This is a genomic window from Halorubrum halophilum (assembly GCF_000739595.1).
Lineage (GTDB): Archaea > Halobacteriota > Halobacteria > Halobacteriales > Haloferacaceae > Halorubrum > Halorubrum halophilum.
Map to the genome: position 1 here is coordinate 125061 of NZ_BBJP01000036.1, position 23458 is coordinate 148518.

Sequence of the window (23458 nt, forward strand, 5' to 3'; positions counted from 1 at the left end):
CGAACTCGGAAACCGGTCGACCGGCGACCGACGAGCCCGTTTACTGCAGGCGCTCGAAGACGAGCTCCTCGACGTCGTCGCGGAACTCGTCGACCGCGATCTCCTCTAACACGGGGACGAAGAAGCCCTCGACGAGCATGTTCCGTGCCGTCAGCGAGTCGATCGTGCGGCTCTGGAGGTAGAACAGGTCCTCGGCGTCGACCTGCCCGACCGTCGCGGAGTGGGACGCCTCGGTGTCGTGGTTGTGGATGATCAGCTTCGGCGACGCGTCGGCCTCGGCGTCGTCCGACAGCATCAGCGTGTTCTCGCGCTGGTAGCTGGAGGTGTTCCACGCGTCGTTGCCCACGTCCTGAACCCCCTCGTAGACGGAGCGGGCCACGTCGTCGAGCACGCCGCGCGTGACGAGGTCGGCCGTCGTGTGCTCGGCCTGATGCCAGACGCGGGCGTTGATGTCGAAGTGCTGGTCGTCGGTGCCGAAGAACGTCCCGACGATCTGGCTCTCGGAACCGTCGCCGTTCAGCTCGGTCTCGACGTCGGAGCGCGTCAGCTTCGACCCGAAGTTGCTCTCGATCCAGTCGACGGTCGCGTAGGCGTCCGTCACGGCGCGCTTCAGCGAGTAGGTGTACGACTCGTCGTCGAGGTTCTGGAGCGAGCCGAACTGGACGTTCGCGTTCTCGCCCGCGGCGATCTCGACGAGGTTCGAGAAGTACCGGTCGCCGTCGACGCCGTCGTCTCCCGACTCGATCGATTCGAGGATTGTCACCGACGACGACTCCTCGGCGACGACGAGCGTCTGGCTGAACAGCGAGCGGGAGTTCATCTCCGCGCGCACCGTCACGTCCTCGACGTCGACGCCTTCGGGGACGTAGACGAACGTCCCGGTCGTGAACAGCGCGACCGACAGCGCGGTGAGGTAGTTGTGCTCGGGGTCGAGCACCGAGCCGAAGTTCGCCTCGATGATGTCCCCGTACTCTTCGAACGCCTCGGTGAAGGGGAGGATGACGACCTCGTCGTCCCCGGCCGTCCGCTCCGTGGCGTCCGACTGGTTCAGGGGGTCGACCAGCGACTCGAAGTCGAGCGCCTCCAGGTCGGTCCAGCGGCGCCCCGGCGTCTGGATCACGTCCGGCAGCTCGGCCGTCTCCAGCGCCGAAAGCGCGTTTAGACGGGTCTCCAAGAGCCACTCGGGCTCGTCGCGTTCGTCGGCGATGCGTCGTACCGTGTCCTCCGAGAGGCTCTCGATTGCTTGCGTGCTCATGTTATCCGAGCGAGCCCTCCATCTCCAGTTCGACGAGCCGGTTGAGCTCGACGGCGTACTCGATGGGCAGCTCCTCCGTGATGGGCTCGATGAAGCCCGAAACGATCATCTGCTTGGCGTCGTCGTCGTCGAGGCCGCGCGACTGCAGGTAGAAGATGTCCTCGTCGCCGATCTTCCCGACGGTCGCCTCGTGGGCGACGTCGACCTTCGACTCGTTGATCTCCATGTACGGCATGGTGTCGGAGGTCGACTCGTTGTCGAACATCAGCGCGTCGCACTCGACGGCAGTCGAGGAGTTCTCTGCGCCGTCGGCGATGTGGACGAGGCCGCGGTAGTTCGTGCGGCCGCCGTCCTTCGAGATCGACTTCGACTCAATGGTCGACTTAGTGTCAGGCGCGTTGTGGTACACCTTCGCGCCCGTGTCGATGTCCTGCCCCTCGCCCGCGAAGGCGATGGTGATGTGGTTGTCGGAGGCGCCGCGCCCCTTCAGGATCGTCGAGGGGTACAGCATCGTCGCCTTCGACCCCATCGATCCCGAGATCCACTCCATGCGTCCGCCCTTCTCGGCGATGGCGCGCTTGGTGTTCAGGTTGTAGGTGTTCTTCGACCAGTTCTGCACCGTGGAGTACTGGACGTGGGCGTCCTCGCCGACGAACACTTCGACACCGCCGGAGTGGAGGTTAAAGGCCGAGTACTTCGGGGCGGAACAGCCCTCGATGTAGTGGACCTCGGAGCTCTCCTCGGCAATGATGAGCGTGTGCTCGAACTGGCCCATCCCCTCGGAGTTCATCCGGAAGTACGCCTGCACCGGCATGTCGACGGTGGTGTTCTCTGGCACGTAGACGAACGAGCCGCCGGACCAGATCGCGCCGTGGAGCGCGGCGAACTTGTTGTCGCTCGGGGGGACGCACTTCGTCATGAAGTGCTCGCGGACGATCTCCTCGTGCTCCTGGACGGCCTCGTCCATGTTACAGAAGATGACGCCCTTCTCCTCCCAGCGCTCCTGCATGTTCTGGTAGACGACCTCCGACTCGTACTGGGCGCCGACGCCGGAGAGCGCGTTCTTCTCGGCCTCCGGGATGCCCAGCTTGTCGAAGGTGTCTTTGATCTCGTCCGGGAGTTCGGTCCAGTCGTCGACGCCCGCACGGACGTCCACGTCGGGCCGAATGTACGGGATGATCTCGTCGACGTCGACCTCGCTGAGGTCCGGCTGCCCGGGCCAGTCAGTCGGCATCGGCATCTCCTGGAACTGCTCGAGCGCGCGCAGGCGCCGCTCCAGCATCCACTCCGGTTCGTCTTTGTCCTCCGAGATGACGCGGACCGTCTCCTCGGTGAGACCCTTCTCGGTCTGGAAGGCGGATTTCTCCTCCTTCTTGAACTCGAAGCGGGCCTCTGTGTCTGTCTCCTTCAGTTCGTCCTGTTGTGAGCTCATAGTATGGTGTTACGTTGTTCCGGACTTACGTGTATCGCGTGACTGGATTCGGTTACGCGGCCTCGAACGCGTCCTCGCGGACCCAGTCGTACCCCTTGTCCTCGAGCTTCTCGGCGAGCTCCGCGCCGCCGCTTTTGACGACTTCGCCGTCTAACATTACGTGGACGTGGTCGGGCTCGACGTAGTCGAGAATCCGCTGGTAGTGGGTGATCTGGAGGACGCCCGTGCCCTGCTCGTCGCGGAGCGCGTTGATCCCCTTCGAAACGTCCTGCAGCCGGTCGATGTCCAGCCCGGAGTCGATCTCGTCGAGCACCGCGACCGCGGGCTCGAGCATCGCCGCCTGCAGCACCTCGTTCTGCTTCTTCTCACCGCCGGAGAAGCCGGCGTTGAGGTACCGCTGCATGAACTTCTCGTCCATGTCGAGCAGCTCCATCTTCTCCGAGAGGATCTCCTGGAACTCGGCGACGCCGATTTCGCCGTCGTCCGCGGGACCCTCCATCGGGGAGGTCTCGTAGCCCTCGTCGTCGTCCGCGTCGGCCTCCTCCTCGTCTTCGTCCTCGAACAGTTCCTCGCGCTCGTCCGCCTTCGCGTTGAGCGCCTGTCGGAGGAAGTTCGTCATGGTGACACCCTCGATCTCCGCCGGGTACTGGAACCCGAGGAAGATACCGAGCGCGGCGCGCTCGTTGGGTTCGAGCTCCAGCAGCTCCCAGTGGTAGTCCTCGTCGTCGAGGTCGGCGTCGACATCGGTGATGTCCGCCTCGTCGAGGTGGAGGAGGATCTCGCCGCCGGTGACCTCGTACGCCGGGTGGCCGGCGATGACCTTCGCGAGCGTCGACTTGCCGGAGCCGTTCGGCCCCATCAGCGCGTGGATGTCGCCGGACTCGACCGTCAGATCGACCCCGCGAAGGATGCGTTCGCCGTCCTCTTCCGCCACTCGCGCGTGAAGATCGTTGATTTCGAGAGTTGCCATATGTATTCTCGTTGCCTCGTGTCCGTACAGTGGTCTCTCGGCGGGTTAATGGTTACGCATCTCCCCGTAGAATCTCCCGAAATCGGTAAGAATTTTTCTCGACGATCGAAAAGCGGTTTTCAGAAATCTGTTTCAGGCACGAGGACAGATCACATGAAAGAGCCGAGTCCGGTCTGCTCTTGACCGGTCTTGACCTCCTCCCACGACATGCCGAGCGCCTCGATAACGCGCTCGATCGGTCCCTGCAGGGTCTTGTCCAGCATCTTTTCCCAGTCGACCTCGAACTCGTCGGGGACCTGGTCGGCGTACTCGAAGCAGATCACGTCCGGATCGCGTTTGAACTCCCCGTACAAGTGATCGCGTTGCGGATCGAGTCCCTTCTCGTCTTCCATCCGCTGCCAGAAGTCGGGGTGGACCTTCTCGATGTAGAGCCGTTTCGGCTTCGACCCGCTGCCGAAGTTGGTGCCGAGCATGAGATTCGCGTACTTCGCCCCGCGGACCTGCGCGGTCGGCGTCTCGTAGGCGTCGAGCTTCTTGCCGATCCCCCCCGGGATCCCGATCTCGTCGAGGTCCATGTCGCCGTCGAGCACGCGCGCGATGACGTCGACGAGGTACGTTTTCACCTCCTCCATGTCCTCGTCGATGTCGTCGCCCGTCACGATCGTCTCGATGACGTTCTGCTGGACCTCCTTCGTGATCCCGGCGATGTCCGAGCGCTTGTACTCGAAGCCGGTGATGTCGATGTCGTCGACGTCTTTCCCCTCCTTCCAGATGATGTGCCCGGCGTACCGCTTCTTCTTGCCCGCCTGGAAGAACCGCCGGTAGAGCTTCTCGAACTCGATCTGGAAGCGGTGGAACTCGGCGTTGAGCTCGTCGCGCGCGAAGTCGTCGTAGCGCTCGTTGATGTGGTCCTCGATCTCGAAGGAGGTCTCGATCGCCTCCTCCTTCGACATGTCAGATAAAGAAATCATAACGCTGTCAGTATCCCCATAAGCAACTTGATAATTTAGCTCCTCGGCCGCCTCCTCGGTGAAGTCGATGACTTCCCGACCGGTCGCTGTGACGGCCGCTGCGCCCTCCTTGTCGTAGAGACGGAACCGATCCCATCCCGTCACTCCGTATAACGACTGCCCGACGAACTGGAACTTCCCGTTCCGTCCCGCGAGGAGCGTGTGATTGTCCTCGACGGTCACGCAGTAGACGCCGTCTTCGGCCTCGCTTCGGCTTCCGCTCCGGTGCATTCGAAGCGTGTTCTTCGCGTCTTCCGTGACGTAAATCCGCCAGCTCCCGCTGTCGTGATTGTAACTCGCGGTGATCCCGAGATGTGCACACAGGCGGATCACGTCGTCCCGAAGCCTCTCGCTCGACGTCGTGTACCGCCACGACCCGGTCTGCCTGTCACCGTCGCCGTCGATCAGCGTTTCCAAGAACGCGCGTTTCTGTGTCGCGTTCGCCTCGAAGACCCGATCCGGAATCCGCTTCTCGAAGCTCCCGTCACCACAGCGGTCTCGAAGGAGATTCCCGAGCAACTCCGACGTGAACTGATAGCTGCGGTCGTTGACGTGGTAGTCCAGGCCCATCCGATCGAGTAGTTGGCCGATCGTCTCGTGATCGGAAGCGCCGCCGTCGGCGACGGCGTCCTGTGAGATCTTCACCGTCGTCGCGGAGCCGCGAAGTTTGTCGCCGAACTGTTTCTCCTCGGACGTGAACACGTTCCCTTCCGTGACGTACCACGCAAGCAGTTCGAGGAAGTCGTCGCCGTCGAACGTCCGCGGGATCCACTTTCTTCCGGACTCTCGGTGAACGAAACTTGTCTCACACACTGACTCGATGTACTCGCGGTGTTCCTCGAACTCGGCCGCCGTGAACACGTAGCCGGTCTCGCCGACGTCCGCCTTCGGCACGCGTCGCGGCGTCCAACCGAGTTCGGCCGTGAACGTGTGACCGTGGACGCTCGGCCGGACCCACACCTCGTACTCGCCGTCGACGAGCTCGGTCAGGTCGACCTCTTCTACCCGTTCGCCGTCGGGCCCGTCCCAGTCGTGAGGCAGTTCGTAGTTGGTCGCCCGATCGAGGTCGCCGGCCTCGACGAAACTGTATCCGTCCTCCGTGATCCCGTTCGTCTCGTTTTTCCGGACCAGCATCCGGTGGTTCGGCGTCACCCGGAAGTCGATCTTCGAGGTCTCGATGTCGACGAGTTCGTCCCGGTAGTCCGGATACGCGTGGGTCTCCTCGACGGTCTTGACCGCCATCTCCTCCGTGTCGGGATCGAGCGAGTACACGGCGTCGCCGACCTCCAAATCCGTGATCGGCCGAACGCCGTCGGGGGTCACGACCTCGGTGTCCGGCGTGAAGCAGTTCATAATAACCTTGACAGAAGCCTGCTGTCGGTCGTACTGCTCGTAGGGCTCGGTGCCGGGGTCGTGATCGTTCCGGAGTGCCTTCTTCTCCTCGCGCTCGGTGAGGAGCTCGTCGACCATCTCGCGCATGATCCCGTCCGGCTCTTTCCGGAAGTGCGTCCCGTTGGGCGCGACGTACGTCTCGTCGTCGTACTCGGCGGGGTCGACCTTCGTTTCCGGGCCGGCGTTGATCGTCACCATGCACATCGGGTAGAGGCTCTTCAGGTCTTGGACCGTCACCATCTCCTTGACGCCCGTGATCGGGTCGAAGACGGCGCCGCCCTCGAAGTCCTCCGACTCCTGTTGGCCCTTCGTGGGAAGCGCGAACTTCCCGAACGCCTTGTGGAGGACGTACATGTCGACGGTGTCGCCGGGCGTCGGCGCGTCCTCGATCTTGCAGCCGACGAAGGTGCGCACCTCGTCCCAGAAGGCGATCACGTCCTGTTTCCGGTCGATCTCGACGCACAGCTCCACGTCGCGGATGCTGTACTCCAGTAAGCGCTCGGGGTCCTGCTCCCAGAGGTCGCCGATGTCGCCCGTGTAGCGCTCCTTGCCGACCCCCAACTCGCGCTCGCCGACCGCGTCGAGCCGGTACGACTCCAACTCGGTGAACATCGTCCGCTTGTACGCGTACAGCAGGTCGAAGACGACCCGGCCCTTGATGTCCGGGCCGCCCCAGCCGGAGCGCCACACCTCGCCGATCCGGGAGAGCCGGTCGACCGAGAGGTCGTACTGGCTCCCGTCGTCGAGCACCTCCAGTCGGTCGAGGACGTACGGCGCGTCGAAGTCCTCGAAGTTCCACCCCGTCAGCAGGTCCGGGTCCGTCTCGTCGATGTAGTCGACGAACGCGTCGAGCATCGCCGCCTCCGCCTCGAAGGTGCGGACCCTGAAGTCGAGCTCCTCGCTCTCGTCGCCGACGATCCCCTCGTAGTCAGGGAGATCTTCCGGGGGCGGGATCTCGGCCTCCGGGGCGTCGTACAGCCAGACGACGTACTCGTCGTCGTAGGAGTCGTGGCTGGTGAGACAGATGATCGGCTCCTCGCCGTCCTCGGGGAAGCCGCGCCGGTCGTCGACCTCGATGTCGAAGGTGTTCACCCGCATCTCGGCGTCGACCGCGGCGGGTTCGAGCATGCCCTCGTGGACCTGAATCGTCCCGTCTCCGTCGTCGAGCCGGCGCTCTTCGACCCGAATTCCGCCGTTGAGCCCGTTGTCGATCAGAAAGCGGTTCGGGAAGAGGATGTCCGCCTCGAAGCTCGTCGCGAAATCGTCGCGGATGTTTCCCACGTCGCGGGGCGTCCGGGTGACGATCCGGGTGAGCGGCTCGCCGCGGATGCTCTCGTACGGCTCTCCCTCGGCGTTCTCCTCGCGCGTCCCGATCACCACGTCGTACTCCTCGACCGGGTCGCGGTCGAGGTCGGCCGTGGGGACGTAGAAGTACGGCTCGACGCCGAGCACGCGGAGGTGTTCGACGGTGTCCTCCTCAGTGTCTTCGCCGGCGTTCTCCGCCGGTCGCCGGCCGAACACGTGGACGACCGGGTACTCGTCGCTGCCGTACCCCTCCACGGCGTAGTCGATCTGGGTGATCATCAGCTCGACGGTCCCGGTCGACTTCGGGAACTTCGCCTCGTCGACGTCGACGACGTCGCTGACGTGTCCGCGCCCGCCGCCGGCGACGACGGCCGCCTCCTGTGCGGCCAGTTCTTCTCGTTCGGCCTCCGTGCTGTCTCCCGACCCGCCGTCCGCGTCTCCGGACGGCGAGAAGTCCGACAGCCCCGACTGAGTCATACCAGTACTTCGGCGCACCCGGCTAAAAAACTCGGCTTTCGGGTGCGGCGAGGAGTCCCGGCACGGAAAGGCATATAATGTGTGACGGCATACCACGGTCTATGTCTTCGGACCCGCGTTCCGAACCCCAGGTGGCTCGCCCGGCCGATCGCGACGAGGTCGACGCCGAGATGGAGGTGTACGAGGACGACGGGAACGTGGTGATTTTCGACGCCGCCAACCCCCTCGCGTGGGTCGAGGCGAGCCGAACGGTCCGGCTGGCCGACGCGGTCTGACGGCGGCCACCCCTTTCGCCCCTTTCGTTCCGATCCCAGCCGTTCGCAGCCGTGGCTCGCGGACGAACCGGGGCGGAACCCCTTTGCCCCGTCCCCGCGTACGCCCGGCGTGTTCAGCCTCGACGAGGACGACGAGGGCGAGGTTTCCTTCGGGGAGAGTTCCGACGCCGAGCGGGAGATGACGCCCGACATTCCGAAGGCGCCCTCGGTGAAGACGTTCGACGACGGCGGCGACTTCGAGGGCGCGAGCGACGTGGACTCGGGGACTCTCCGCGCGTTCGTCGTCGCGGTCGTCTACGCCAACGCCGCCGTGCTCCTCGTCGCGCTCGGCCCGATGCTGTGGTTCTTCGAGGGGTGGTCGCGGATCGGTCCGGCCCTGTTCGCCGTCGGGCTCTTCGCGGGCGTTCGGACCTATCAGACGTACCGGTCGTGGAAGCGGGCGCGGGACGCGAAGGAGTCGGACTCCTCCGACGATCCCGACCTCGATCCCGACTCCGACCCCTCGCCCCCGGAAGCGTAATGCCCGAGCGACCACTCTTCCCGATCCATGCAGACGGTTCGTGACACGGCCGGCGAGACGTACCTCCTCGTGAAACGCTCCGCCGAGTCGAGCCGGGTGCGGGATCCGGCCACCGGCGAGGAGCGGTACGTCGACAACGACGAGCTCTCGGTCGTCGACGGCGAGTCGCCGCTCGCGACCGCGGCCTCGGGCGTGCCGGCGTCGGTCCGGCAGACGATCCGAGCGATCCGCGACGACCGGTCGCTCGGCCTCCTCGCGGTGGTCGTCGACGAGGGACCGATCGCCGCGATCGACCTCCTCGACGCGGCCGACATGTGCGAGTCCGACCTCCACGGGGCGATCGCGGAGTTCCGCGCGGCCGGCCTGATCGACGAGGCCGAGGTCGCGGGGCGGCGCGGCTACGAGGCGACCTCGGTCGCAGTTGAAGCGATGGGGTTGTTGCGGGGCGGGTCGGCGGACGGCGAGTGAACCGTTTATAAGCGCGATCCGTGGCCGTTCGCGGCTGTTCGCGCCCGATCTCGTTCGGTCGCGCGTATGCCTCGCGCCTCCCCAGCCTCGGCGGACGGGTCGGCGCGGGCGGCGCCACGCCGACCCGCCGCCTCCCTCGCAGACCGCTCGCACCTTATAAGGCGCGAGCGGGCGCGCCAATCCGGAATCGGTGGTTTTGTCGTCACTACCGGTGATACGGGTTGTCGTCGCTGTCATTCTGCGTCGATCGCACCGCGGGCAATCGCTTATAAATAGTCGCGGCGGAGAGCCCGCCCGCTCAGTCGTCGGCGAGTTCGGCGATATCGAGTTCGTCGGCGTCGAGCGCGGCGGCGTCCTCCCGGTGCACCGTCGACCGGTTCGTTCGCGGGTCCTTCTCCACCGTCACCAGCTCGTCGGCTGCGCCCACTAGCTCGTCGTCGTGGCTGACGATGAGGATCTGGCGCACGCCGAACCCGCGCATCTCCTCGACGAGCCGGACGAGCCGGGAAACGTGCCCGGAGTCGAGGAAGACGGTCGGCTCGTCGAGGATGAGCGGCGGCGTCGGCGCCGCGCCCTCGATCCCCTCCGAGAGGAGCCGGTAGATCGCACAGCGCAGCGAGAGGTTGAACAGGGCGCGCTCGCCGCCGGAGAGCTGCTCGGGGTCGAGCGGCTCGCCGTCCTTCTGGTAGACGGTGAGGACGTACTCCCCGTCGAGCTCGATGTGCGAGTAGGCGTCGTTGCCGTAGACGAGTTCGAACGTCTCGTTGAGGGTTCGCTCCAACTCCGAGACGTTTCGCTGGCGCAGCTCCGCCCGGAGGTCGCCGTACATCGCTTCCAGCTCGCTCGTCTCCTCGTGGAGGTCCTCGAGCGCCGCGACGGTGTCGGCGAGCTCGTCGCGCTCCGCTCGGAGGTTCTCTAACTCTCGAATTTCTCCCTTCACTCCCCCGATCGCGTTCTGGAGCTCCGTCTGCCGCTCGGCCAGCCGGTCGAGCTCGCCCTCGACCTTCTCGAGGTACTCCTCGGCTCGCTCCTTCCTCCCCCTCGCCTCCTCGACCGCGTCCTCGTCGACCGCGTCGGCGAGCTCGTCGCGGCGCTCGCGCTTGTCCGAGAGCCGGTCGCGCCGCTCGTCGTTCACCGCTTCCAGGTTCTCGCGCTTCTCGCGGCGGCGCTCAATCTCGTCTTCCGCGTCCGCGACCGCCGAGAGCCGCTCTTCGATCGCGCCCACGGCCTCCCGCGCGTCGTCGACCGCCGCGATCGAGTCCTCGAGCTCCGCCACGCGCGCCGCGGCCGCCTCGGACTCCTCGCGCTTCTGAGCGGCGACGTCGCGGGTCTCCTCTGCCTCCTCGCGGAGGGCCTCGGCGCGCTCGCGCTTCTCCGCCGCCGCCTCGCGCTTCCGCTCCGCCTCTGCGCGCTTCTCCTCGACCCGCTCTTCGAGGGTCTCGACCCGCTCGTCGATCTCGTCGAGCCGGCCCGCCGCGCTCGCGAGGTCGTCCAGCTCCGCGATCCGGCCGTCGAGGTCGCTCTCGCGCTCGCGGGCGTCCTCGAGGTCCGCCTCCAGCTCGGCGACTCGCTCGCGGTCCTCGTCGATCCCGCTCGCGTGCGGCGAGTCCTCGACCGGCTGGCCGCACTCGGGACACTTCCCCGCCGCGAGCAGTTCCTCGGCCTCATCGACGCGCTCGCGGGCGTTCTTCAGCTCCGCGGACAGCTCCGCGATCCGCTCGCGGGCCTCGCCGCGCCGCTCCTTGAGCCGTTCGCGCTCGTCCGCCACCTCTTCGCGGTCCACGTCGGCGTCGGCGGCCGCGAACCGCTCGCGCAGGCTCTCGGCCTCCTCGCGGAGCTCCTCGATCGAGGTCTCGCGCTCGTCGGCCTCGTCCGCGGCCGCCTCGGCCTCGTCGGCGAGGTCGTCGGCCTCCGACTCCACCTCCGCCGCGCGCTCGGCGCGGTCGTCGGCCTTTCCGGCGAGGTTCGTCGCCTGGTTGCGGAACGCCTCGGCGCTCACTCGCTCCTCGTCGAGCTCCTCGCGGACCTCGCTCTCGCGGTCGTCGAGCTCGGCTCGCCGGGTCGCGATGGCCTCCTCGCTTGCCGCGTCGAGCCCCGCGTCGTCGAGCCGGTCGTCGATCGCGGTCTCTATCTCCGCGATCCGCTCGCGGGCCTCCCGGATCGCGTCGCGGTGTTCGTCGCGCTCGCGTTCGGTCGTCCGAATCGCCGATTCGATCTCGTCTATCTCCGACTCGACCGCCTCCAGTTTCTCGCGCTTCTCGGCGTGGGTCGACAGGGTCTCGGCGGCAGCCTCGCGGGTCTCCTTCGCCTGCTCTCGCTGCGTCTCGTAGCGATCGATCTCGTCCGCGACCTCGGAAAGGTCGCTTTCGAGTCCGTTGAGCCGATCGTGGAGCTCCTTCCCCTCTTTCTCCCCGATCTGATCGTCGAGCTGGTCGAGCCGCCCGCGGCGGTTCTCCAGCACGTCATCGACGCCGAGCCGCGCGTCGCCGGCGCGCTCGCGGTACTCCTCTAACTTTCCAAGCTGGAGCAGGTCGTCGATCGTGTCCTGGCGCTCGCGGGGCGTGGCGTTGATCAGCTTGTTCACCTCGCCCTGCCGGACGTACGCGCAGTTGACGAACGCCTCGGCGTCCATCCGGAGGAGCTCTGTGACGAACTCCCGCACCGCCCGGGCGCCGTCGCGGGTCACGTCGCTCCCGTCCGTCGCCTCGAGCGTGCACTGGTGGTCGATCCGCCCGTCGTACTCCTTGAGCCGTCGCTCGACGTGATAGGAGACGCCGTCGTGGGTGAACCACAGGTCGACCTCGGTCTCCTCCTCGCCGTTCGTGATCACGTCTCCGAGGGTCCCGTCGAGCGCCTTCGACCCGTAGAGCGCGAAGAAGCAGGCCTCCAACAGCGAGGACTTCCCGCTGCCGTTGAGTCCGTGGATGACCGTGACGCCCTCGGTCAGTCGGAGGTCGGCGTCGCCGTACGGCTTGAAGTTCGTGAGGCGGATGCGGTCGAAGTTCACAGGTAGTCCTCCATGGAGACCTGTCCGTCGGTACCGTCGCCGTCGGCGGTCGCGGCCTCGTCGCCGTCGGCGGTCGTTGCGGCGTCGTTGCCCTCGGCCGACGCGGTCTCGCCGTCATCAGCCCCGTCGTCGACTTCGGCCCCGTCGGCCCTGTCGCTCTCGGCGGCTCCGTCTGCGGCTTCCCCCCGATCGAACGCGTCGAGGTCGTCGAGGTCGTCGAGGTCGTCGACCCGTTCCTCAACCCGGCGTTTCACCGTCTCCCGGACGTTCGTGTCGGGGACCGTGTCGGCGCGGACCGCCTCTTCGACGTCGAGGGCGGCCTCCGACAGCCCCATCTCCTCGACCCGCTCTCGGACGGCGTCCTCGGGGTCGGCGAAGCTCACCTCGACCTCGGCGTCCGCCTCCACCTCGCGGCGGTCGGTCACGCGGGCGATCAGCGCCCCCTCGTCGGTCGCGAACTCTTCGATCGCGGCCGGCGTGACCGGGTCGCCCTCGCCGGTCACGCTCACGAGGACGACGGCGTCGTCGAGGTCGTGCTGGCGCACTTTCTCGCGCACCCGTGCCGCGCCCTCGCCCTCGCGCAGGTCGGCCTCCACGAAGACGAACGGGCGGGTGTCGAGCGCGCGCCGCCGGATCTCGACGCGGTCGTCGCCCCCGGCGGCGCCGGCGTCGAAGGTGACGAGGTTGTAGCCGCGCCCCTCGCGCTCGCTCGCGCTCGCGCGCTCGGTCGATCCCGGGTACGTGACCCACGTGCCGCCGACCTCGGCGGAGTCGGGCGTGTGATTGTCGCCGAGGAGCATCGCGTCGAACTCGACCGTGCTCTCCGCGAGCACCTCTTCCGTGTCCCAGTCCGCGTACCCGAACGGCTCGAACAGGCCGTGGGCGACGAGGGTGGCGTACTCCGCGTCGTGGTCGGCGAACGCGTAGTCGAGGTCGTCGCGGCGCGAGACGGGGACGTGATCGAGCCCGTAGAAGGCCGTGTCGCCGACGACGGTGGGTTCGTCGTCGAGCCGGGTCGCGAGCCCCAGTCGTTCGAACAGGTCGAGCCACTGGCCGCCCCGCGTCGACTCGTGGTTCCCGACCACGGCGAGGAAGGGGATCTCGGCGTCGTCGAGTCGTCGGAGGACCGATATCGTCCCCATCAGATCGGCGAGCTCCGGCCGCCGGTCGTGGAAGAGGTCGCCGGCGTGGACCACCGCGTCGACCTCCCCCTCGATCGCGTCGTCGATCACGGCCGCGAAGGCGTCGAGGAAGTCCTGTCGTCGGACCGGCGAGTGATACTGCGCGTATCCCACGTGGGTGTCGCCGGTGTGGATCACCCGTGTCATCTGCCCGGGTGTTAGCCGGTATCGGGTTTAGGGGTTCCGGGGGCGGGGTGGAAGTGGTCCGGTGGGTTACTTGGACCTCTCGTCACCGTCGTCGCCGCCGCAGTCGCCACCGCCGCCCAAGTCGCTGTCGGCGGCGACCGCGCGAAACCGGCGGAACGCGGCGCGCGCTTCGCGCCCTCGCTTTGCGGCGCCTTCGTTTCCCGCGTGCTCGGCGGCCGCGATCGCCTCGTCCAGCCGATCGAGGCCGTCGGCGTCGACGAACTCTGCCGCTCGCCGGAGATCGGCCCGCGCGGCGTCGGCCTCGTCGATCACGGCGACGGCAGGTCGAGTCGCGGTGTCGGTGCGGCTCGCCAGTGCGGAGAGCGCCCGCTTGACGGCGGCGGTCGAGACCATGGGCGGACTGGGTCGCTATCGCTCATAAGGGACGGCCCTGAGAGAAGGTGAGGAGGGACGGAAACGGGAACGAGAAGGACGTGCTCGGTCCGAGATCGGTCTCCTACACCGACAGCGTGTACAGCCGCTTCCGAGCGTCGGCGAAGGAGAATCGGGAGTCGACGACGTCCTCTTCTTCCAGCCGCGAGAGCGCGTATCTGACGGTTCGAGGCGGAAGCAGAGTCTCCTCGGCGAGCTCGCTCTGCGTGAGGGTGTCGTTGTAGTCGAGGACCTTCGCGACGAGCTTCGCGCTCGGCGGCAGGTCTCGGACGGCGCTCCAGCGATCCGCGATGTCCTCATCGGCGGTGACGGCGTCGGTGGCACTCATGCGTGACTCCTCCTTGTTCATGCCGTTAGATAATATTTACTATCCTATTTAATTACCAACGGGCATTCTCTGGGCGGATGCACCCCGCTATCTCTCCCCCACCCGAAACCTCTTACCCGCGAGACGCCTTATTACGCACAATGACTGACACCGTCGACGACGTCGAGCTGCCCTACGACGAGGGGTCGGCGTCGAGACAGGAAAAGATCGAGTCTCTCCAAGAGGAGCTCGACGTGCTCGAGTCGCAAAATGAGGAGATGCGCGACAAGCTCCTCGACGCGAACGCCGAGAACAACAAGTATCAGCAGAAGCTCGAGCGGCTCACTCACGAGAACAAGAAACTGAAGCAGTCCCCGCTGTTCGTGGCGACGGTCCAGGAGGTCACGCCCGACGGCGCCGTCATCAAACAGCACGGGAACAACCAAGAGGCGCTCACCGAGATCACCGCGGAGATGCGGAAGAAGCTCGACCCGGACGACCGGGTCGCGGTGAACAACTCGCTGTCCGTCGTCAAGAAGCTCGAGAAGGAGACGGACGTGCGCGCCCGCGTGATGCAGGTTGAACACTCCCCCGACGTCACCTACGCCGACATCGGCGGGCTCGAAGACCAGATGCAGGAGGTCCGCGAGACCGTCGAGATGCCGCTCGAACACCCCGACATGTTCGAGGACGTGGGAATCACGCCCCCGAGCGGCGTGCTGCTGTACGGCCCGCCGGGGACGGGCAAGACGATGCTCGCGAAGGCCGTCGCCAACGAGACGGACGCGACGTTCATCAAGATGGCCGGCTCCGAGCTCGTCCACAAGTTCATCGGCGAGGGCGCGAAGCTGGTCCGGGACCTGTTCGAGGTCGCGCGAGAGAACCAGCCCGCCGTCCTCTTCATCGACGAGATCGACGCGATCGCCTCGAAGCGGACGGACTCGAAGACCTCGGGCGACGCCGAGGTCCAGCGCACGATGATGCAGCTGCTCTCGGAGATGGACGGCTTCGACGAGCGCGGTGAGGTCCGGATCATCGCTGCGACGAACCGCTTCGACATGCTCGATCCCGCCATTCTCCGGCCGGGCCGCTTCGACCGCCTTATCGAGGTGCCCAAGCCGGGCACCGAGGGCCGCGAGATCATCTTCCAGATCCACACTCGGAAGATGAACCTCGCGAGCGACATCGACTTCGCCGAGCTCGCCGAGATGACGCCGGAGGCGTCCGGCGCCGACATCAAGGCCATCTGCACGGAGGCCGGGATGTTCGCGATCCGCGACGACCGTACAGAGGTCACCCTCGACGACTTCCTCGGGGCTCACGAGAAGCTCCAGCAGGACGAGGAGACCGGCGCCGACGACTCGCTGGCGTTCGCCTGATTCGGCTCGTTACCCCCGATTTTCGCCGTTCATTCGGTCACACCGATCGCCGCGAGTCGCTACAGTGCCCGTAGAACCAGGTACGGCGCGACGAAGAGGATCGCGAAGATCAGTCCGGTCGCGATCGCATAGCCGACGCCGACGCCGGCGAGCGCGCGCCACCCGTCGTCGGGTAGGCTCCGTAGCGAGATGTCGGAACTCATACTCGTGGCTTCGCCGCCGTCGACTTAAGTATCGGTGGCCGCTCTGCCCGCCAGGTTCCTCCCTTCCGCCGGCCGCCCCACGCTCACACGTCGCCCGCCAGCGCGCGGAACAGGTCGTCAGCGAGTGCGTCGCGGTCCACGCTCTCCGGCTCCTCGTCGCCGGTCGGGTCGACCGTCGGGCCGATCGTCCCGCCCCCCATCCGTGAATGACCGCCGCCGTTTCCGTTGTCGCGGTCGGACAGGACCGAGTCGATGGCGTTGCCCATGTGGACGCGGTCGTCCCGGGATCGCCCGGAAAGGTGGACCGTTCCGTCGCGTTCGCCGATGACCACAACGGCGCTGACCCCCTCGAGCTGGATCAGCTCGTCGGCCGCTTGCGGGATCGCATCGACGTTGTTCACGCCCCCGACGTCGGCGACCGCGAACGACCCCTCGATCCGGCGGCCCGCGATGGCCCGCGCCTTCACCTCCAGCACCTCCGCGTCGACCGCCGGGTTGGCGATCCGGTCGAGCCGGTCCTGATCGACGCCCGGGTACACGTACGCCGCGGCCGCGAAGTCGGGTTCGCTCGCGCCGACGGTGAGGTGTTTCGTGTCGGTGAGGATCCCGTATAGGAGCCCGGTCGCCGTGTTGGTGGGAAGGTTGAGGTCGCTGTCCGTCTCGCTGGCGTGTTTGTCCGGAGGGATCGGGGTCGCGCTGTTCTGCTGGAAGTACTCCGCGACCACCGAGGCCGTCGCACCGTAGTCGGTTCGCACGTCGGTGAACGCCTTCCCGGCGCCGTCGCCGGGGTGGTGATCGACGACTGCGAGCGGGAGGACGCCGTCGGCACCGGCGAACCCACGCGGCTCGTTGTGATCGACCAGCACGACCGACTCGGCGGCGAGGTCACTCACGTGTTCGATCGGCTCTAAGTCCAGATCGAGTACCGTGCGGAACGCCCGGTTCTCCTGATGTCGGATCTGTCCGGGGTACTGGACCGTCGCGTCGACGTCGAGCTGCTCCGCGAGCGACGCGACGCCGAGCGCCGCCGACATCGCGTCCGGGTCCGGATTCGGATGCATTAGCACCGCGATCTCGTCGTGCTCGGCCAATAGCCGCCGGAACCTGACGCCTGGCGCCCTGCGAGCGCGGAACAGCACGTACGCGCCGACGAGCGCGACGAGCGCGACGACCGCAACCGCGACGACGAGCTCCGGGCTCTCCCGCGCCATCGTCTCCGCCTGCGAGAGCCGGTCGTCAACCGCACTCGGAGACCACATACGTGCCCGTCGACTCGCTCCCGGTACATCAAGGTTCGTTACTGTTTCGACCCGCCGGCAACGGCGTGACGGCCCCGGCCAGACCGGTCGCGGCGGTCGCCCGGATTACCGCTTTGCCGCCCGGAACGCCCGCACCGCGTCGCGGTACCCCTCGCGGAAGGTCGGGTAGGCGAACTCATAGCCGAGCGCCCGCAGGCGGTCGTTCGAGCAGCGCTTGCTGGTCCGGATCCGCCGTTCGGCTGCCGCGGAGAGGTCGCCGGTCGCGATGCGGTCCTCCTTCGACTGTTTCTCTGGCCGCGGCACGCCGCACGCGTCGGCCAGCCAGTCGGCGAACGCGTGCTTGTCGGCCGGCTCGTCGTCGACGACGAGAACGGCGTCGCCGCGGACGCGGTCCGCTTCGAGGAGGTATCGGACCGCTCCGGCGGCGTCGTCGCGGTGAACCATGTTGAGGTAGCCGGCCGTGACCGGCCCGTCGATGTAGCGGTCAAGTCGGTAGCGGTCGGGACCGTACAGCCCCGCGAAGCGCGCGACCGTTCCGTCGATCCCGAACTCGGTCGACGTCTCTAGCGCGGTCCGCTCCGCCTCGGCGAGGACGCGGGTCTTCTCGGTTGTGGGCTCGATCGGCGTCTCCTCGTCGACCCACGCGCCGTCGTGGTCGCCGTACACGCCCGTCGACGAGGTGTAGACGAGCCTGTCCGGCGTCGCCGATCGCGACCCGTACGCCTCGATCACGTTTCGGAGGCCGTCGACGTACACCTCTCGGGCGGCCGCGGCGCCGCGACCGCCGGAACTGGCCGCGAACACGACCGCGTCCGCGTCGGGGAGCGCGCCGAGCGACGCCGGATCGGTCGCGTCCGCGCGGACGGCCTCCACTTGGCCCGCCCCGCCCGACTCGATCGCGTCCAGTCCCTCGTCCGACCGCCGGACTCCCGTCACGGTATGGCCGCGCTCGGCGAGCTGCCGAGCGAGTTCGAGGCCGACGTAGCCGCAGCCAACAATGACGACCCTCATGGCTTCCTCCGCTCGATGACCGCCATGATCTCCGCGAGCTGGCCGAGCGTCATCGGTGCGCGGCCCTCCAGCGCCTGCTGGACCTCCTGTCCCGTGAGGTCCGCGTCGATCGCGGCGGCGATCGCGTCGACGTCGAGCACCGCTGTCGCCATTCCCATCAGCAGGTGATCGCGGACTTCGGCGACGACCGCGTCGCCGTCGCGGTCGGTCGGCGCGGCGACGATCGCCGCCCCGTCTTCGAGTCGAAGCCCCGCGGCGTCGCCCTCGATAGCGGCGTCGACGGCGGATCCATCGATCCCCGTCTTCTCGACGAGCCGGTCACGTCCGATCTCCGCGGCCGCCTCGCTCACCAGTGTCTCGAACGACGCGAGCAGCGCCGCCGCGGTCACCTCGTCCGACTCGCTCTCGGCTCCCGCCTCCGCGTCGGCGACGACCTCGTGAAACATGCTCTCCCTCGGTCGTCGCGTCTCAAAACGGCTGCGGTCGGGTCACGGATCCGCACACGCTCTTTCGCCATCTCCGTTCGGCGGCGACTCCCCCATCGCCCCGGGACACGGCCATCCTCCCGACCGCTCGTCGCGGGTTCCGTCTACGTCGCCGACGCCGGGCGGGCCGGCCGGGACCGCGACGACGATCACCGTCCCGGTCTCGAACGCGACTGACTCCGTTTGGCCCATCCGAACCGTCTCCCCGCCGACATCGACAGTCACGTCGCCCTCGCTCCGGACGTACGCGAAGCGCTCTCCGGGCGCTCCCACGTCGGCGCGCAGCGCGAACCGCGGGTACTCTCCGCGGACCTGCACGCGCCACGCGTTCACCGTCGTCACCCAATATCCGGGAACGGGGGCCACCGGGAGCCCAGCACCCACGGTTCGGGCGGGCTTCAGCGCCCACTTCTCGCCCAACTCTTCCGTCGCCTTCTCGCTCGCCTTCTCGGCGGCCGCGTCGCCGGCCCGCGCCGCCCGGGCTTCGATCGCCTTCTCCATCCGGTCTCTGAGCAGCACCCGCGCGCCGCTCGTCGTCTGGTCGACGAATCGGGTCGGGACACGAACCGCATCTCTTCCGGCCGCGGTTCGGGTCGTAACGCGCAGATGTGCGGCAAGCGCCTTCTCAGCCGCGCTCGGCAGCGACCCGGCGCTCGCGGCCTCGGCGGCGACTCGCTCCGGATAGGACCCGTCCCCGACGGCGACCGCGCGTTCGCCCGTCGAACCGTAGCTCGCGGCGGCCTTGTCGAGCGCCCTGCGGCGCTCGTCGCGCGAGAGCGAGGTCCGGACGCGGAGCGTCGTTCGGAGTTCCCTGTCCACCTCATCTAGCGACCCGTCTATCTGCCGCGCGAGCGCGTCCCGGTCCGCTCGCAGGTCGGGGTCGCCGCCGGACGCCAGCGCCTCGTTCGCCAAGAGGAGCGACCGGCCGGCGGTCCGGATCCGCACCGTGTCCTCCGTGCCGAGGATTCGATCGACGACGCCGCTCGATACCTCGCCATACGGCACGGTGACGTAGTTCACGTTGCGAACCGCGAGCGGTCGGGTCGTCGTTCCGTTCACGCCGTCGACGGCCTTCCCGTCGACGGTCGTCCGTGGCAGATACCCCGGTGAGCCGTTCGGTGCGAACGTCACCGCTCCGCCGAGTCCGTCCTCGCCGACCGTGTACGTTCCGGGGTCGCGGGCAGCCTCGCGGCTGGCGATAACGTCGCCCACGTCTGGGCCGTCGAACGCACCGTTCACTCGGTCGAGAAACCCGTCTGTCGTGCGCTCGCGGTCGTCTGCGGCCGCCTCGAGCTCGTCGATCACTGCGTCGAGGTACGCGGCGCAGGCAGCGGTTCCGGCCCGATCGACGGCACCGTCGTACGTCGCCGGAGGATCGATGAGCTCCGCGCGTCGGTCGCGAAGCACGTCCGCGAGGTCGGCGTACGGCTCCGCCTTGCCAACTGCCGCGTCCTCCATCGACGCCTCGGTCTCGATATCGCGCACGTCGCTCGCGAGTGCGGCCACGTCGGCCGCGACGGCGTCCCGATCGGCCGACGAGCGGGACCCGACGACGGTCGTCGAGCGCGTCACTTCTCCGCCGTCGACCGCGTCCTCGGCGATCCGGTCAACACCTCGTTCGGTATCGACCTCGAAATCGGCCCGTGCGGCCGGCGGCGCGTCACGCAGGTCCGGTCCCTCGGTTGCGCCGCCCGCGCCGAACGTCGCGGCGGCGCGGTCGGGTGCTCCGTCGGTCGGGGCGTGCTCTCCCGACACCGACACCCGAACCCGGTAGCGGTCGGTCACCGCGTCTCGCGTGGTCGCCCGGTGGACCTCCCTGTCGACAACGCTTCCGTTCGGGCCGCGTTCGATCGTTACCCGCTTCCACTCCGCGACCGCGACGCGCTCGACGGTCGCCTCACGGGTCGCGGTGCCGAACGAGACGTGCTCGCCGGGGTTGACCGTTCCCGATGGAACGCCCTCCGGCACGCCTGCTCCGGAGGCGACCGGCGCCCGCTCCGTCCGCGTCAGGTCGACGCGGTCCCAATCGCCGGTCGTCGTGGATCCCGAAGGTGAGGTCGGCCTCGGGCGTCCGCCGTCGACCACTTGCGTCGTCGACGTCTCGACGCTCGCTTCGACCCGGTACGTGCCGTCGATGATCGTGTCCAGATCGTCGTAGATACGCGCCGCTCCCTCGTCGGCCGCATGGCCGATCGGGACCGAAGTCCGCTCGTCCATTCGGTCCGACCCGAAATCGAACGCGGCGTCCTCGTTCGACCGACCGTCGGGGTCGTCGCTCTCGCTCGGGGTGTCTCGCTTTCCCGAACTGGCCTCTCCCGGCGTCGGCGTGTCGAGAACGGCCTCGGTCCACGATCCCTCGTCGACGCCGGTCGGCTTGAGCAGGTCAGTGACGCCGGTCCGTGCCGTCGCGCGCGCCACTCCGCCGCGCGCGTTCGGATCGCTCGCGCCGAACACGTCGCGCTGCGTCCGGACGATCCCCGCGTTCGTCGACAGCTCCACGTGGCGGTTCGCGAGCACGTTCTCGACCGGCGCACCCGCATATTGTCCGTATCCGCGCGCCCACGTCATCGGGTAGAGGCTCGCGGTGAGCTGGCGACCCAACCCCGGCCCCTCGACTGGCCCCCGATTGAGTCGTTTCTCGAACCGCTCTGTCCGCTCGTGCGCTGCGAGCGTCGGTACGCCCACCACAACGGTCCTGTCCTCCGCTCGGTCGACGACGGTGCGTCCGTTCCGCGTCGCGGTCGTTTCCACGTCCTCGAACGTTACGCGTGTCGCCGTCCCATTTTCGACGGGTTCGACGCGGACTCGATCGCGCGCTGCCGCCAGTTCGCTCGGGTCGTCTACTACCGGCAGCGACGCTGTCGCCGCTACGCCGCCCACTTCTGTCTCGACGGCTGACAGCGCCTCGGTGCCGGCGAGCGCGAGTCGGATCCGGAACGCGTCTTCGAAGGCTGAGCCGCTCCTGACCGCCGTCGCTCCCTGTCTGCCTCTCGGGCCGGCGGCCGCCTCGTTCGGCGCCCGCGTCACCGGCTCTGCGGCCGCGTCGTGTGCGGCCTGACGCGCAGCGGCTCTGAGCGCGGCGGTCGAGTCAGCGTCGACGCGCTCGACGGCGCGTTCCACGCTCCGGTCTTCCCCGATGAGTCCCTGATCCGCAATCCCCGCAGCGTACGTCGAACTCGTCACTAGAAGGAGCACGCCGATCAGCGCGAACGGGACTCGTGCGCGCTTGTCGACGGTGAAGGATCGACACCGCGATCGGGAGTCGGACGCGCGTTCGCCCGGTAAACACCTTTCCACGCTTACCACCTCCTGATCACGATTCTGACTGTCTCGACCGGCTTAGAGTCGTTCGGAGCCGGCTGCGTGATCACCGTGGCGGTGACGTCGGCGCCTCGCGGCGGATCGCTTCCGACGGTGATCGGCTTCGGCAATTCGGATTCGGCCGTCGAAACCTTCGTTTCGGAGCTTCTGTCGCCGAATTCTTTGCGATCCAGTCGCCACGGGACGCCTCTCCCTATTGCACCGGCCGGATCTCGAACGAATCCGTCCGAGCCGAATCTCCATCTTCTCGGCCCGATCGGCGCCGCAGACCTGTTCGGCGCCCTGCGCGGCGATCCGGTTACGGCGTCTATTGAGGCCGCCTCCGATGCGCCTTCAGTTTCGTCCGCGGGCCCGTCCGATCCTTTCAACTCTACCTCCGCGTCGATCCGCGTCCGCGGTCCGATCCTCCGATCGATGGCCGCCAACGCTTCGGACTCGAACGCCTCTCTCGGCGCGTTTTCTCCACGGTCTCCTCCGTCTTCGGCTGCCACCAACGCCAGTAGCTCGGCGTGCGTCGCATGGACTGTCCGTGTTCCGTTCGGTGCCTCGGCCGACGCGTACGTCACGGTCACCGTCTCCGTCGCGATCAGATCGCCGACCTCGCTGGCTTCGGGCCCCACCGCCCCGCGGTCGCGGTCGGCCGCGCCGAGCGCCACGACGCTCGCGGAGACGCAGAGGAGCAGCACCGTCACGTCGAGCACGGTACTCGTCACCGATACACCACCGCTCGGAGCGTTCCGCGGACGTTCCGTCCCGGTCCGACACCGACCGTTACCGGTCGCTCAGAGACCGCGATTGCGTCCGAATCCCGTGCTGTCTCCACCGACGGCGCCTCGTCGCCGGAACGGACAGTCCACGTCTCGCCGTCGGCCTCGATCTCGACGGTCGCGGCGTATCGGAACTCGTCGACGCCCCGCAACCGTTCCGGATTGACGACGCCGCCCGTCGTCACGGTCGGTTCGACGCGATCGAGTGTCGCTTCGGCGGTCGGACGCTCCCGCTCTGGCGCGGCATCGTCGAGCGCGACCACGTACAACCCCAGCGCCGCGCCGACTGCGAGCACGGCGACGAGGGCAGCGATCGGCTCGACCGCGGCGCGGTTCTCACTCTCCGCCCCGCGGAGGAGGCCCTCACCCGACCAGTGTGACATGAACTCCTCCGTAGTGAACGCGTCTCACGGTCAACTGATCCGGCGCGGGACGCCACTCGTGGTCCGTCGCCCGGGAGCGCTCGGCGGCAGCCGCGAACGCCTCGGGGTCGTCGAACGCCGCGTCCGGCGGGACACCGCCGAGAATTCGGCGGAGCCCGTCGCCGTCGGGATCCCTTTCACGTCCCTTCGGGACTGGTGTTATCCGCGGCGCATGGATCGGCGCCCGCGCGGTTCCGCTGCCGTCGTCGAGCGCGACGGACCGTTCAGTGAGACGGATGCGGTTCGCGGCGAGTCCGTGTTCCGCCGTCGCAGGATGCTCGCCGTCCGCGACCGAGTCGATCGTGTGCGCGACGCCATCCGCGTCCGGCGGCGGGGAGGCCGGGAGTGCGGCGGCGACGCCGGCGGTCGCGACGCTCACTAGCGCTAAGCCGAGCCACGCATACGTGGCGTCGAGGTGGGCCTCGAACATGGG

At 67.8% G+C, this 23458-nt stretch carries 20 protein-coding genes; 4 read left to right on the forward strand and 16 right to left on the reverse strand.

The window, feature by feature from the left end; genetic code table 11:
* Positions 1 to 40: 40 nt before the first annotated feature.
* The 4 genes from sufD to ACP96_RS12410 form a co-directional block, all read right to left on the reverse strand.
* Complete coding sequence (gene sufD / locus ACP96_RS12395) at positions 41 to 1255, reverse strand: Fe-S cluster assembly protein SufD (RefSeq protein WP_050024630.1); 1215 nt, start codon at positions 1253 to 1255, stop codon at positions 41 to 43.
* A 1-nt stretch (position 1256) separates the two neighbouring features.
* Positions 1257 to 2687, reverse strand: coding sequence for a Fe-S cluster assembly protein SufB (gene sufB, locus ACP96_RS12400; protein WP_050024628.1), 1431 nt, complete (start codon positions 2685 to 2687; stop codon positions 1257 to 1259).
* A gap of 52 nt (positions 2688 to 2739) precedes the next feature.
* Positions 2740 to 3657, reverse strand: coding sequence for an ABC transporter ATP-binding protein (locus ACP96_RS12405; protein WP_050033523.1), 918 nt, complete (start codon positions 3655 to 3657; stop codon positions 2740 to 2742).
* A gap of 149 nt (positions 3658 to 3806) precedes the next feature.
* Complete coding sequence (locus tag ACP96_RS12410; RefSeq protein WP_050033524.1) at positions 3807 to 7841, reverse strand: DNA polymerase domain-containing protein; 4035 nt, start codon at positions 7839 to 7841, stop codon at positions 3807 to 3809.
* 101 nt (positions 7842 to 7942) lie between these two features.
* On the opposite strand from ACP96_RS12410, the gene ACP96_RS19270 reads away from it, so the two are divergent.
* The 3 genes from ACP96_RS19270 (at position 7943) to ACP96_RS12420 (ending at position 9104) form a co-directional block, all read left to right on the forward strand.
* Complete coding sequence (locus ACP96_RS19270; RefSeq protein WP_202593950.1) at positions 7943 to 8116, forward strand: DUF7331 family protein; 174 nt, start codon at positions 7943 to 7945, stop codon at positions 8114 to 8116.
* A 109-nt stretch (positions 8117 to 8225) separates the two neighbouring features.
* Positions 8226 to 8636, forward strand: a complete 411-nt coding sequence (locus ACP96_RS12415) for a DUF7322 domain-containing protein (RefSeq protein WP_050024622.1) — start codon at positions 8226 to 8228, stop codon at positions 8634 to 8636.
* Between the two features lie 27 nt (positions 8637 to 8663).
* The gene (locus tag ACP96_RS12420; protein ID WP_050024621.1) at positions 8664 to 9104 is read left to right on the forward strand and encodes a DUF7346 family protein; all 441 of its coding nucleotides are present in this window, start codon (positions 8664 to 8666) and stop codon (positions 9102 to 9104) included.
* Positions 9105 to 9402: 298 nt separating this feature from the next.
* Here the strand turns inward: ACP96_RS12420 and rad50 are convergent, their stop codons facing one another.
* The 4 genes from rad50 to ACP96_RS12440 form a co-directional block, all read right to left on the reverse strand.
* Entirely contained in the window at positions 9403 to 12111 is a 2709-nt protein-coding gene (gene rad50 / locus ACP96_RS12425) for a DNA double-strand break repair ATPase Rad50 (RefSeq protein ID WP_050033525.1), read from the reverse strand.
* Positions 12108 to 13439, reverse strand: coding sequence for a DNA double-strand break repair protein Mre11 (gene mre11, locus ACP96_RS12430; RefSeq protein ID WP_050033526.1), 1332 nt, complete (start codon positions 13437 to 13439; stop codon positions 12108 to 12110). The genes rad50 and mre11 overlap by 4 nt, the downstream gene beginning before the upstream one ends.
* 66 nt (positions 13440 to 13505) lie before the next feature.
* Positions 13506 to 13832, reverse strand: a complete 327-nt coding sequence (locus ACP96_RS12435; RefSeq protein WP_050033527.1) for a hypothetical protein — start codon at positions 13830 to 13832, stop codon at positions 13506 to 13508.
* Positions 13833 to 13935: 103 nt separating this feature from the next.
* Positions 13936 to 14199 carry a MarR family transcriptional regulator gene (locus ACP96_RS12440; protein ID WP_050024638.1) on the reverse strand — a complete coding sequence of 88 codons (264 nt, stop codon included), beginning with the start codon at positions 14197 to 14199 and terminating at the stop codon, positions 13936 to 13938.
* Positions 14200 to 14339: 140 nt separating this feature from the next.
* Between ACP96_RS12440 and pan1 the strand changes: the two genes are divergently transcribed.
* Positions 14340 to 15557, forward strand: a complete 1218-nt coding sequence (gene pan1 / locus ACP96_RS12445) for a proteasome-activating nucleotidase Pan1 (protein WP_050024616.1) — start codon at positions 14340 to 14342, stop codon at positions 15555 to 15557.
* A gap of 59 nt (positions 15558 to 15616) precedes the next feature.
* On the opposite strand, the gene ACP96_RS19275 is transcribed toward pan1, so the two are convergent.
* The 8 genes from ACP96_RS19275 to ACP96_RS12480 all read right to left on the reverse strand — a co-directional run bounded on the left by ACP96_RS19275 (position 15617) and on the right by ACP96_RS12480 (position 23455).
* Entirely contained in the window at positions 15617 to 15760 is a 144-nt protein-coding gene (locus tag ACP96_RS19275) for a hypothetical protein (RefSeq protein WP_200895677.1), read from the reverse strand.
* Positions 15761 to 15843: 83 nt separating this feature from the next.
* Positions 15844 to 17019, reverse strand: a complete 1176-nt coding sequence (locus ACP96_RS12450; RefSeq protein WP_050024613.1) for a DHH family phosphoesterase — start codon at positions 17017 to 17019, stop codon at positions 15844 to 15846.
* A gap of 105 nt (positions 17020 to 17124) precedes the next feature.
* Positions 17125 to 18030: an SDR family oxidoreductase gene (locus ACP96_RS12455; protein WP_050033528.1), complete on the reverse strand. Its 906-nt coding sequence runs from the start codon at positions 18028 to 18030 to the stop codon at positions 17125 to 17127.
* Positions 18027 to 18476 (reverse strand): DUF5791 family protein, encoded by a 450-nt coding sequence (locus ACP96_RS12460; RefSeq protein ID WP_050024611.1) that lies wholly within the window; start codon positions 18474 to 18476, stop codon positions 18027 to 18029. Before ACP96_RS12460 ends, ACP96_RS12455 begins: the two co-directional genes overlap by 4 nt.
* A 42-nt stretch (positions 18477 to 18518) precedes the next feature.
* Positions 18519 to 21812, reverse strand: coding sequence for a DUF7286 family protein (locus tag ACP96_RS12465; protein ID WP_050033529.1), 3294 nt, complete (start codon positions 21810 to 21812; stop codon positions 18519 to 18521).
* A 2-nt stretch (positions 21813 to 21814) separates the two neighbouring features.
* A complete protein-coding gene (locus tag ACP96_RS12470) occupies positions 21815 to 22537 on the reverse strand; it encodes a DUF7284 family protein (protein WP_237561646.1) in 723 nt (240 codons plus the stop codon).
* Between the two features lie 8 nt (positions 22538 to 22545).
* Entirely contained in the window at positions 22546 to 22986 is a 441-nt protein-coding gene (locus tag ACP96_RS12475) for a DUF7285 family protein (RefSeq protein WP_050024607.1), read from the reverse strand.
* Positions 22967 to 23455: a DUF7283 family protein gene (locus tag ACP96_RS12480; RefSeq protein WP_050024605.1), complete on the reverse strand. Its 489-nt coding sequence runs from the start codon at positions 23453 to 23455 to the stop codon at positions 22967 to 22969. Before ACP96_RS12480 ends, ACP96_RS12475 begins: the two co-directional genes overlap by 20 nt.
* Between the last annotated feature and the right edge of the window lie 3 nt (positions 23456 to 23458).

Excerpts from the sequence above, each read along its gene's own strand:
- sufD (WP_050024630.1), bottom strand. The coding sequence starts at position 1,255 with ATGAGCACGCAAGCAATCGAGAGCCTCTCGGAGGACACGGTACGACGC.
- sufB (WP_050024628.1), bottom strand. The coding sequence starts at position 2,687 with ATGAGCTCACAACAGGACGAACTGAAGGAGACAGACACAGAGGCCCGC.
- ACP96_RS12405 (WP_050033523.1), bottom strand. The coding sequence starts at position 3,657 with ATGGCAACTCTCGAAATCAACGATCTTCACGCGCGAGTGGCGGAAGAG.
- ACP96_RS12410 (WP_050033524.1), bottom strand. The coding sequence starts at position 7,841 with ATGACTCAGTCGGGGCTGTCGGACTTCTCGCCGTCCGGAGACGCGGAC.
- ACP96_RS19270 (WP_202593950.1), top strand. The coding sequence starts at position 7,943 with ATGTCTTCGGACCCGCGTTCCGAACCCCAGGTGGCTCGCCCGGCCGAT.
- ACP96_RS12420 (WP_050024621.1), top strand. The coding sequence starts at position 8,664 with ATGCAGACGGTTCGTGACACGGCCGGCGAGACGTACCTCCTCGTGAAA.
- mre11 (WP_050033526.1), bottom strand. The coding sequence starts at position 13,439 with ATGACACGGGTGATCCACACCGGCGACACCCACGTGGGATACGCGCAG.
- ACP96_RS12435 (WP_050033527.1), bottom strand. The coding sequence starts at position 13,832 with ATGGTCTCGACCGCCGCCGTCAAGCGGGCGCTCTCCGCACTGGCGAGC.
- ACP96_RS12440 (WP_050024638.1), bottom strand. The coding sequence starts at position 14,199 with ATGAGTGCCACCGACGCCGTCACCGCCGATGAGGACATCGCGGATCGC.
- pan1 (WP_050024616.1), top strand. The coding sequence starts at position 14,340 with ATGACTGACACCGTCGACGACGTCGAGCTGCCCTACGACGAGGGGTCG.
- ACP96_RS19275 (WP_200895677.1), bottom strand. The coding sequence starts at position 15,760 with ATGAGTTCCGACATCTCGCTACGGAGCCTACCCGACGACGGGTGGCGC.
- ACP96_RS12450 (WP_050024613.1), bottom strand. The coding sequence starts at position 17,019 with ATGTGGTCTCCGAGTGCGGTTGACGACCGGCTCTCGCAGGCGGAGACG.
- ACP96_RS12455 (WP_050033528.1), bottom strand. The coding sequence starts at position 18,030 with ATGAGGGTCGTCATTGTTGGCTGCGGCTACGTCGGCCTCGAACTCGCT.
- ACP96_RS12460 (WP_050024611.1), bottom strand. The coding sequence starts at position 18,476 with ATGTTTCACGAGGTCGTCGCCGACGCGGAGGCGGGAGCCGAGAGCGAG.
- ACP96_RS12475 (WP_050024607.1), bottom strand. The coding sequence starts at position 22,986 with ATGTCACACTGGTCGGGTGAGGGCCTCCTCCGCGGGGCGGAGAGTGAG.
- ACP96_RS12480 (WP_050024605.1), bottom strand. The coding sequence starts at position 23,455 with ATGTTCGAGGCCCACCTCGACGCCACGTATGCGTGGCTCGGCTTAGCG.